Here is an 8,911-nt window from a genome sequence, read left to right as displayed (position 1 = left end):
CGCCATCAACGAATCCAGCTCCGCCACAACATGATCCAACACCACCCGACAGGTCTACCAGCACCGAACCACCTGAGTGCAGTTGCAGTATTAAGTCCTACCCGGTGGCAATCGTCGATGCCGGCCTGTTCGAGCCAGTTGTGCAGGCGGGCTTCGGAATTCTGAAATCCTTCACGATCTGCTCAGCCGACGCCAGGTCGCAACGCGCAGATCACGTGGGTGGCGAGTTGGTCGACGAACTCGGCATCGGCTGGCTGGCGGGTGAGCAGGTGGCGGAAGTGGATCGGCGCGATGAGTAGTTCGCCCACGACGCGGGCGTCGGCGTCGTTCGGGAGTTCACCACGGGCAACCGCACGGCTGATCATCAGCTCGTTTGCGTGATATCGCGTGTCCCAGAAGGTGTCTCGCGCTTCTGTGATCTCGTCGGAGTCGGTGCTGAAGGCGAGTGCCCGAGATACCCCGTTTCCCAACGGGGTATCGAGGTAGGCGATGAGCGCGGTGGCGAACGCGGTCAGGTCGCCATGCAGTGTGCCGGTATCGGGCAGCGGCAGGGTGTGCTCGCTCGCGGCGAGCATCACATCGAGGACCAGGTTCTCGCGGGTTCCCCAGCGCCGGTAGATGGAGCTGTCGCGCACACCGGCGCGGCGGCTGATATCGGGGATGCCGACCTTGTCGACGCCATGCTCGGCGACGGCGTCGAGCACGGCGCGATGGACGGCTTCCCTGACCTTCGCCGCGCGACCTCCCGGTCGGCGCTGCGGCGCGACGTTCTCGACTTCGGTCATCCTCACATCTTAAAGCAGAACTTCTTGCTTTTGATCGACCGGCGTGTCTACGCTCGCTAAAGCAGAAACTTCCGCGAATGGATTTCGGAACGGCAGAAGTCTCGTTCCGATCGCCTCGACAGCGGGGGCCTCCGGCGCCGAAGTTCGATGGGGACGACAATTTGCCTTGCAAGCCGACCAACATAGAACCCCAGGACTGGCCAACCCGCACCACGCCCGGCGTGAGAGGTTCCCTTATTGCATGGCGAATAGCTTTGCCTGTCCGGATACGACGGTGTCGTTGCTGTCGACGAGTGCGACTCGCACCTGGACTTGCCCCGCCCGCAGAGGTGGCTGGCCAGGGGTTTCTGTCATCGGGATGCTCGTGTCGTGCTGGGTATTGTCGCAGGTGACGGCGTTCTGAATGCCCTGGGCGGCCGGGCCGTCGGCGGTGGGTTCGCCCATCATCGCCTGAATGCTGGTTACTCCGTCGGAGTTATCGCAGCTATAGGTGACTTGAACTATGGTCGGTCCGGCGCGGGAGATGTCGATGGTCGCGGCGGCGAGAGCGGGAGCGGCCGTTGCGACCAGGGCTGTCGCCATCGCTGCGAAGACGGTCGCGACATGGGTGGTGCGCCGATAAATCCGGGTAGTTGTCATGGATCTTGGTTCCTCCTGTGTGGCGGGTATGAGTCCTGAACACAACGGGAAGAGAACGCGGCACTGGCCGCACTGCAGTATCCATGGTGCAGCCTTCGGGCTTGCGTGGGGGGAAAACCGCTGCGGTTGTAGTGCAGGACCGGTCTCGGGATCGTGGATCCGGCCGGGAAGGGTAATGGCGTGTACGCCGCACCGTCATCCGGGGCCCTTTCGAGTTTCGGGTAACGCATTACCCTAGGCGCACCACCTGCCGCCTTCGATCATGGTGCGAACTCCCCAAACAGCTCCAACGACAGGTGGTGGCAACCATGTTCTTCTACAACGACTCGAGCCGGACGGCCGCTTCAGGCGAACTCGACGGCAGCGGAAAATTCATCAACTTCGCCGATATGTCCGGATTCGGTCACTGGACCCATATCGTGCCCGTGGATGGGCGGCTGTTCTTCTACAACCGTGCGAGCCGGACGGCGGCTTCGGGTGAACTCGACGGCAGCGGGAACTTCGTGAATCTCGCCGATATGTCGGGATTCGGCGACTGGACTCATATCGTGCCCGTGGATGGGCGGCTGTTCTTCTACAACCGTGCGAGCCGGACGGCGGCTTCGGGTGAACTCGACGGCAGCGGGAACTTCGTGAATCTCGCCGATATGTCCGGATTCGGCGAGTGGACCCATATCGCCGGGTGAACGCCGCACGCACTCCCGCCACTGTTGCCCGATAACTTTCCGTTATCGGGCAGCCTTGCCTGGATCACCGATGGCAGACGCACTGCACCGCAACAGGAGTCGGCATCCCCAACTGCGGCACCCCACGCCTACGCCTACGCCTACGCCTGCACCGAGCCGGCCGGGAACCGCCGCCCGGACCCGTCTCCGGAACGAGTGCGGGGCGTCCTCAGACCACGATCGCCGTCTTGTGCTCGAGCACTTCACTTGCGAATTCCGAGGCAGGATAAGCCCTGTCATCGGTTCGGCGTGAACGGTTCGGTTCCGAGCACCAGGCGCAGACCCGAGATGCCGGAATGCGCTCGGGCGTAGGCCAGTTCGCGGCTGATGTCACCGACGTTGTTGACTATGGGAAGCGAAATGGCGAGCGTTGACAGAGTGCCGACCGCGTAGCCGTCGCTGTCGAGGAAAGCGCTGCCGCTGTCGCCCGGAATGCCGGGGATGGTCGCGACAAAAGCGTGGGTCCAGCCGCTGGCAGCGACATCGTCGATCTTGCTTTCACCGACCTGAGGGGACAGGCCGGCGATTCCGCCACGCAGAATTGAGTTCCAGTAGCTGTAGAGGTGGTCGCCGGCATTCGTGCCGCTGGTGTTGATGCCGACCGGGCCGCCCCAGTGCGGCAGGCTCGGATTGACTTTCCCGATGTCCTCCGGCGCGAGCTTCACCAGCGCCAAGTCGTTGTAGGCGCAGGCATTTCGGTCCTGCTCGCCGTTTTCCTGCATGGTCAGCCAACTGCTGTACGCGAGCTGACCGGCGGCCGCGGTCGTAGCGCCGGAAACCGGCGAGCCGTTGCGGTTGAAACTCACGGCGGTTCCCAAGGGGAGGCTACCGGCGGTGCAGCCATCGGTTTCGGTGACGAGTCCCGTGGTGCCGCAGTGAGCCGCCTGGCCGATGTATACATGGCCGGTGTCATCGATGAAGACGTAGTTCGCCGTGCATTGGACCGCGCCGTGGGTATAGGTCTGTACCCCGGGGGTGATTGTGGCGGAGGCGGCGGGCGCCCATTGATGTCCGGCCTGGTCGGCGGCAACGGTCGTCCCGTAGCCGGCGCCGAAGGTGAAGGCCTGCCGTTGCGGCGACGCAGACGTCGAGGCCGAAGCATGGTTGTCTGCTGTGCTGTCGGTGCCGGGCTGGTTGCCGCAGCCGGCAGCCAGGTACGTGCCGGTCGCTGCGAGGACGCAGGTCACCGGAACGGCGAACGCGCGGCGAAAACTGGACAGCGGCATGGATAGTCTCCTAATGGTTGTGAGGTTGACGATCTAGCGCGGGGGTGCGGCCGCGGAAAGCAAAGCGCCGAGCGATACGACGGTGCCGTTGCGCAAACTTGTGGCGATGTTCGAACCGGTTTCGGAGCCCGGCGGGCGGCGGCCGCGCAAAACCCGATGACCAGCTAATCTGAACCTCATTCGTTTGCCATCGCGATGTGGTCAGTTATTGCCAAGGGATCGATCAGACACTGAGATGATGGCTCGCAAATTCTCAGCATAACTTAGCCGAACCGGCTCGGCGGACCAGCATCGCGACGCTCCCGCCGAGGCGATCGCGACCGGGATGCCCCTCCGATGCAGAGCCGAACCGGGATTCGGCCTGCACCACGTTTTGCGAACAGGTGCCCGGTGTGTTGTGGACATTGCCAACGGCGGACGGTTCGTCCGACTGGTCGAGGCATGCGACGTCGTCTATGTGCGGCGGAGTGTCGTGATCGAATCCGGCCGTCGGTATATAGCCTTTCTGCATCAGCGCCGTGGTCTGGACCATCTCGTTGTACGGATTGATCCGCGGTGCCGAGGGCTGCCGTGATCGGAGCGCTTCGCTAGCTGTCAGCGCCGTAGAAATGCCGTCGGCGCATACTCGTCGAAAGGTTTGCGCGATGACCATCATGTCCTCGACAGCGCGGTGTCTCGGGTTGGTCATATTGCTGCTGGGACTGACCGCACCGGCAGCGGCGACACCGACGGCTCCGGAACTGGGGCACGCGGGCCGCTGGCTCACCGACGACCAGGGCCGGGTGGTCACCCTGCACGGCGTGAATCTGGTCTACAAGTACCCGCCGTACTTCCCCGCGGCGGGAGGTTTCGGCGAGAACGACGCTCAGTTCCTGGCGGAGAACGGTTTCAACGCGGTGCGGCTGGGTTTCGCATGGAACGCGGTGGAGCCGCAGCCCGGAGTTTACGACGACAACTACATCGCGCAGCTCGAGCAGACCCAGCAGTTGCTGGCCCGCTACCACATCTACAGCCTTGTCGATTCCCACCAGGACGGGTTCAACGAATCGGTGGGCGCGAGTTGGAGCGGGTTCCCAGACTGGGCGACGTTCACCGACGGGTTCCCATTGCCGCCGAATCCGGGCTTTCCGCTGGTCTACTTCACAAGCCCCGCGCAAAACCAAACGTGGGCGAACCTCTGGCACGATCATGCTGCGCCCGATGGCATCGGGCTGCAGGAACACTATGCGGCCATGTGGGCGCATGTCGCGCAACGCTTCGCAGACGAGCCGTACGTGCTGGGCTACGACCTGATCAATGAGCCATGGCCCGGTTGGGAATACCCGACGTGCTTTCCCCAGGGCTGCCCCCAGTTCGAGGGCGGTGTGCTCGCGCCGTTCGAAGCGAAAGCGATGAACGCCATCCGACGAGTCGACCCGAAACACCTGCTGTTCTACGAGCCGTCCGTAACCAACGACTTCGGTACGCCGAACTGGATGCCGAATCCAACCGGTGATCCGAATGCGGGGATGAGCTTTCACGACTACTGCTTCGGACCGGCCGACACCTGCGTGGGCAACGGATTGGATCGCGCCGACGCCGACGGCGTTGTCGGGCTGGTGACCGAGTTCGGCGCGACCAAAGATTCGGCGAAGCTGACTGGTCTCACCGATAGATTCGACGACAACATGGCTTCCTGGCTGTTCTGGTCCCAACCACAGGACCGGACACCTGGTCATCCGCAGGAGCCGCCGACCGGCCCCAACTTGATGGACCCGGCGATCGTCCGGCCATATCCACGTGCAATCGCAGGCACCCCGCAGCATTGGCACTACGACAGCGCGACCGGGACGTTCACCCTCCGATACAGCGCCCGCCGCGCCGATTCCGGTCAACCGTTCGCTCCTGGAACCGGCACCGAGGTGTATCTGCCGCAGAGCAACTACCCCAACGGCTACCAGGTCGAAATCCAGGGCGCCGACGTCGTGTCCGCACCCGATGCCCAGCTACTTCGACTCACCGCCAACCCCGGACAGGACACCGTGCGGGTGACCGTGACGCGACGGTGATCGGCGCCGAGGCAATCCGAGGCAGGAAGCGATGCCACAGGAGTGGGAAGCCAGTGCGGCCACAGATGCGGTGCCGACGTTCAGGCGGGCATTCGGACCGGCAGTGCTAGTAGGCCGCGCATCGACACCGATACCCGGTACGACGGAGCATCGTCGAGCAGGTCGAAATCGGGGACGCGGCGCATCAATTCGGTGAAGAGCACCTCGCCTTGCAGCCTGGCCAGGGGCGCGCCGACGCAGAAGTGTGGTCCGTGGCTGAACGCGAGATGACGTGGTGTTTTGCGGTTCGCCGCGAACCTGGTCACATCCAGCGAGTCGGGATCCGGAAATGCTTCCGGGTCCCGATTGGCCGAGCCGACGAGCAGGATCAGACCGTTCCCCGCGGCAATGTCTGGTCGGCGAACTCTACGTCCCGCATGGCGACGCGGGTCGGGAACGGTACGGGGGTGTCGAAGCGGAGGAACTCTTCCACGGCAAGCCGGGTCAATTCCGGTTCGGTGCACAGGATTTCGCGCTGGGCCGGGTTGCGCGCGAGGGCGAGCAGGCCGGTCGCGATGAGTGGGTTCGACGTAACGTCGGGCAGTTCTGCTGAATTCACATTTCGGAGCCCAGCAGCCGGCGATGGCGAAATAATGAATTGCCCGTGAATTGCGTACTGCAATAGCCCTGTTCGATGAAGCCATAGTCCACGCGGGATAACGAATTGTATCGCCCGATAGGATTATTCGATATGAATTGAACCGCGCAGCCGGGTTGTCGATTATTCGGCTGATGAATTCGAATTCCCCGCATGCAGTCGTTGTCGGCGCAGGCATCGCAGGATTGCTCACCGCCATCGTGCTCGCAGAGCATTTTCCACGCGTCACGGTGCTCGAGCGTGACACTCTCGTTGGCAGCGAGGCGCGCAGGGGAGTTCCGCAGGCCAGGCATCTGCACGGTCTGATGGAGGGCGGGCGCGCCATCATCGAGCAACTCTGCCCGGGATTGACCGAGGAAGTCGCCGCCGCCGGTGCGCCGACAACGGAGGTGCTGGCAGGCTCGCGCTGGTACCTGAGTGGGCTGCGTGCGGCGCCGACCGAAACCGGGCTTGTCACCTTGCTCGCCAGCCGACCCCTGCTCGAGTCCCAGTTGCGGCGGCGAGCAATCGAACTCCCCGGGTTGACATTGCGTGAACGCGTCGCGGCAAACGGTCTCGTCGCCGAGGGCGGTCGGGTAACCGGAGTGCTGGTGAGCGAGGCCGGCGCAGCGCCGGAGACAATCGCGGCCGACCTCGTCCTCGACTGCACCGGCCGCGCATCCCGCGCGCCCGAGTGGCTGCGGGCGATCGGCGCGCAGGCGCCCGAACAACAGAGCGTCGTCATCGACCTCGGCTACTCGTCTCGCACCTATCGACGCAAGCCCGTGCATCTGGACGGTCAACTCGGCGTGGTCGTTTCGACCATGCCGGGTCGTCGCGGTGGTGGCGCGATCGTCGTGGAGGGCGACAAGTGGCACGTGACGCTGGGTGGGATGCTGGGCGATCACCCGCCGACCGATCACGACGGCTTCACCGCATTCGCCGCGACGCTGCCCGTTCCCGACATCCACCGCATCGTGACCGACGCCGAGCCGTTGAGCGATCCGGTACCGCACAGATTCCGCGGTTCGGTCCGGAACTACTTCGAACGAATCGCGACGCATTCGGACGGATTCATCGCGCTCGGCGACTCACTGTGCAGCTTCAATCCGCTCTACGCGCAGGGCATGACCGTCGCGGCGCAGCAGGCACTCGCCCTGCGCGCATGCCTTCGAAAAGACACCGCCCAATTGCCGGCGCGGTTTTACGCCCATGCGGCGCGCCACGTCGATGTGGCTTGGCGGATGTCCACCGGTGCCGACTTGAACCATCCCGGCGTGGTCGGGCGGCGCACGCCTCGAATCCGTTTGCTGAATTCTTACGTGACGCGTGCACATCGGGCCGCGCACGTCGACGCCACCCTCGCCCGTACGTTCATGCGGGTCGCCAATCTTGTCGACCCGCCCGAAACATTGCTGAAGCCCGCGACAGTTGCGCGGATATTGTGGCGCAGTCGTGGCATTGATCTGCCGTCGGAGTAGGTCGACGCCAGGTCGCGATCAGCGATTTCGATCTTGCGATCGGCAGGACTCGGTCCTTCGATGGCGGTCCTGTCGCCGAGGTTACGGTCGAGGGGTCCCGCCGGGGAAAACGGGTCTCGGACCGATGAGGTGTAGTCGAGTGATGGCCGAAGATAATGATCCGAATGGCGACTTGCCAGAGCCGCGTAGGAAGACGATCAGCAGTCCTTACATTCATCGGCTGCAGCGTCGGCATTTCCTTCTGTTCGATATTCTGCCGATTCTCGGCACGGCCGCCGCATTCGCGTTTCTCGCGGTACATCCGTTCGGCGTAACCGAATTCGTGCTGCTGTTCTCGATGTGGCTGGTGACCGGGCTCGGCGTGACCGTCGGTTATCACCGGCTGTTCACCCATCGCACGTTCAAGGCGGTGCCGTGGGTCGCGGGGCTGCTGGCGATATTCGGCTCGATGGCCGGACAGGGCGGCGTGGTGTCGTGGGTGGCGCTGCATCGGCGGCATCACGAATACAGCGATCGCGACGGGGATCCGCACTCGCCCAACCTTTCCGGCGGTGGTCTACTCGGTTCGCTACGGGGCCTTGTGCATTCGCATTTCCTGTGGATGCGCCGCCACGAATACCCGAACGTCGTGCACTACGCTCCCGACCTCATCAAGGATCGCGGCTTGGTTCGGATCGCCCGCCTCTATTACTACTGGGTGGGGCTCGGGCTGCTCATCCCGACGGTGATCGGCGGGCTGGTTTCGCTGAGCTGGACCGGGGCGGTGAGCGGTCTGCTGTGGGGTGGTCTGGTGCGGATCTTCGTACTCGAGCACATCGTGTGGGCGATCAATTCTTTCCTGCACATGTTCGGTACCCGCCGCTACGCGTCGCGGGAGAACAGCCACAATGGCGGAATATTCGCCCTGGTGACGTTGGGGGAGTCGTGGCACAACAACCATCACGCCTTCCCCGAGTCGCCGTCCTTCGGTTTGGACTGGTACCGGCTCGATCCCGGTTTCTGGCTCATCAAACTGCTCGAGATATTCGGGCTGGCGTCGGATCTGAAAATGCCGTCCGCACCGCGGATGGCCGCCAAACGTATTTCCGGAAACTCTGAACCCGTCGGTAACGCAGCGTGAGGAATACACAAAGTGGACACGAGTAGAGACGCCATCGTCCTGTGGTGCAGAGAATATCTCGGAAATTTGCTCGAGATTCCGGCGGAAGCGGTGGACCCGGCCGCGGACTTCGACCGGATGGGAGTCGACTCCGCCCTCGCGGTCGCGTTGCTGATCGAAGTCGAGGCGCGCTACGGCGTCGATCTGGCGCCCGAGGACCTCTTCGAGAACCCGAATATCAACGCGGTGGCCGGCTATCTGCACGAGCAGAGCCGGCGGAGCGTGGCGTAGC

11 protein-coding genes are annotated in these 8,911 nt (G+C 63.7%); 5 read left to right on the top strand and 6 right to left on the bottom strand.

What is annotated here, in order from left to right; genetic code table 11:
* Positions 1–182: 182 nt before the first annotated feature.
* Both ACZ60G_RS40710 and ACZ60G_RS40705 read right to left on the bottom strand, forming a co-directional pair.
* On the bottom strand, positions 183–785 hold the full coding sequence (locus ACZ60G_RS40710; protein ID WP_465817304.1) for a TetR/AcrR family transcriptional regulator: 603 nt from the start codon (positions 783–785) through the stop codon (positions 183–185).
* Positions 786–1,019: 234 nt separating this feature from the next.
* Positions 1,020–1,424 (bottom strand): hypothetical protein, encoded by a 405-nt coding sequence (locus ACZ60G_RS40705; protein WP_465817303.1) that lies wholly within the window; start codon positions 1,422–1,424, stop codon positions 1,020–1,022.
* A gap of 308 nt (positions 1,425–1,732) precedes the next feature.
* Here ACZ60G_RS40705 and ACZ60G_RS40700 point away from each other — a divergent pair, with 308 nt between their 5' ends.
* Positions 1,733–2,110: a hypothetical protein gene (locus tag ACZ60G_RS40700; RefSeq protein ID WP_465817302.1), complete on the top strand. Its 378-nt coding sequence runs from the start codon at positions 1,733–1,735 to the stop codon at positions 2,108–2,110.
* A 275-nt stretch (positions 2,111–2,385) separates the two neighbouring features.
* Here the strand turns inward: ACZ60G_RS40700 and ACZ60G_RS40695 are convergent, their stop codons facing one another.
* Both ACZ60G_RS40695 and ACZ60G_RS40690 read right to left on the bottom strand, forming a co-directional pair.
* Positions 2,386–3,375, bottom strand: a complete 990-nt coding sequence (locus ACZ60G_RS40695; protein WP_465817301.1) for a hypothetical protein — start codon at positions 3,373–3,375, stop codon at positions 2,386–2,388.
* Positions 3,376–3,628: 253 nt separating this feature from the next.
* On the bottom strand, positions 3,629–4,030 hold the full coding sequence (locus ACZ60G_RS40690; RefSeq protein ID WP_465817300.1) for a hypothetical protein: 402 nt from the start codon (positions 4,028–4,030) through the stop codon (positions 3,629–3,631).
* Between ACZ60G_RS40690 and ACZ60G_RS40685 the strand changes: the two genes are divergently transcribed.
* Positions 4,020–5,423: a cellulase family glycosylhydrolase gene (locus ACZ60G_RS40685; protein ID WP_465817299.1), complete on the top strand. Its 1,404-nt coding sequence runs from the start codon at positions 4,020–4,022 to the stop codon at positions 5,421–5,423. The two genes, ACZ60G_RS40690 and ACZ60G_RS40685, sit on opposite strands and share 11 nt — an antisense overlap.
* Positions 5,424–5,503: 80 nt before the next feature.
* On the opposite strand, the gene ACZ60G_RS40680 is transcribed toward ACZ60G_RS40685, so the two are convergent.
* Together ACZ60G_RS40680 and ACZ60G_RS40675 are read right to left on the bottom strand one after the other, a co-directional pair.
* The gene (locus ACZ60G_RS40680) at positions 5,504–5,788 is read right to left on the bottom strand and encodes a cytochrome P450 (protein ID WP_465817307.1); all 285 of its coding nucleotides are present in this window, start codon (positions 5,786–5,788) and stop codon (positions 5,504–5,506) included.
* A 2-nt stretch (positions 5,789–5,790) separates the two neighbouring features.
* On the bottom strand, positions 5,791–6,021 hold the full coding sequence (locus ACZ60G_RS40675) for a hypothetical protein (RefSeq protein WP_465817308.1): 231 nt from the start codon (positions 6,019–6,021) through the stop codon (positions 5,791–5,793).
* A gap of 173 nt (positions 6,022–6,194) precedes the next feature.
* Between ACZ60G_RS40675 and ACZ60G_RS40670 the strand changes: the two genes are divergently transcribed.
* From ACZ60G_RS40670 to ACZ60G_RS40660, 3 genes are all read left to right on the top strand, one after another.
* The gene (locus ACZ60G_RS40670) at positions 6,195–7,520 is read left to right on the top strand and encodes an FAD-dependent oxidoreductase (RefSeq protein WP_465817298.1); all 1,326 of its coding nucleotides are present in this window, start codon (positions 6,195–6,197) and stop codon (positions 7,518–7,520) included.
* A 142-nt stretch (positions 7,521–7,662) separates the two neighbouring features.
* Positions 7,663–8,640 carry an acyl-CoA desaturase gene (locus ACZ60G_RS40665; RefSeq protein ID WP_465817297.1) on the top strand — a complete coding sequence of 326 codons (978 nt, stop codon included), beginning with the start codon at positions 7,663–7,665 and terminating at the stop codon, positions 8,638–8,640.
* Between the two features lie 12 nt (positions 8,641–8,652).
* The gene (locus ACZ60G_RS40660) at positions 8,653–8,910 is read left to right on the top strand and encodes an acyl carrier protein (RefSeq protein WP_051182551.1); all 258 of its coding nucleotides are present in this window, start codon (positions 8,653–8,655) and stop codon (positions 8,908–8,910) included.
* Position 8,911: the final 1 nt, after the last annotated feature.

The organism is Nocardia sp. NPDC102475 (assembly GCF_055584605.1).
This window is presented reverse-complemented; position numbering and strand designations above follow the sequence as displayed.

Coding starts and splice junctions, on each gene's coding strand:
- ACZ60G_RS40710 (WP_465817304.1), bottom strand. CDS start 785: ATGACCGAAGTCGAGAACGTCGCGCCGCAGCGCCGACCGGGAGGTCGC.
- ACZ60G_RS40705 (WP_465817303.1), bottom strand. CDS start 1,424: ATGACAACTACCCGGATTTATCGGCGCACCACCCATGTCGCGACCGTC.
- ACZ60G_RS40700 (WP_465817302.1), top strand. CDS start 1,733: ATGTTCTTCTACAACGACTCGAGCCGGACGGCCGCTTCAGGCGAACTC.
- ACZ60G_RS40695 (WP_465817301.1), bottom strand. CDS start 3,375: ATGCCGCTGTCCAGTTTTCGCCGCGCGTTCGCCGTTCCGGTGACCTGC.
- ACZ60G_RS40685 (WP_465817299.1), top strand. CDS start 4,020: ATGACCATCATGTCCTCGACAGCGCGGTGTCTCGGGTTGGTCATATTG.
- ACZ60G_RS40690 (WP_465817300.1), bottom strand. CDS start 4,030: ATGATGGTCATCGCGCAAACCTTTCGACGAGTATGCGCCGACGGCATT.
- ACZ60G_RS40670 (WP_465817298.1), top strand. CDS start 6,195: ATGAATTCGAATTCCCCGCATGCAGTCGTTGTCGGCGCAGGCATCGCA.
- ACZ60G_RS40665 (WP_465817297.1), top strand. CDS start 7,663: ATGGCCGAAGATAATGATCCGAATGGCGACTTGCCAGAGCCGCGTAGG.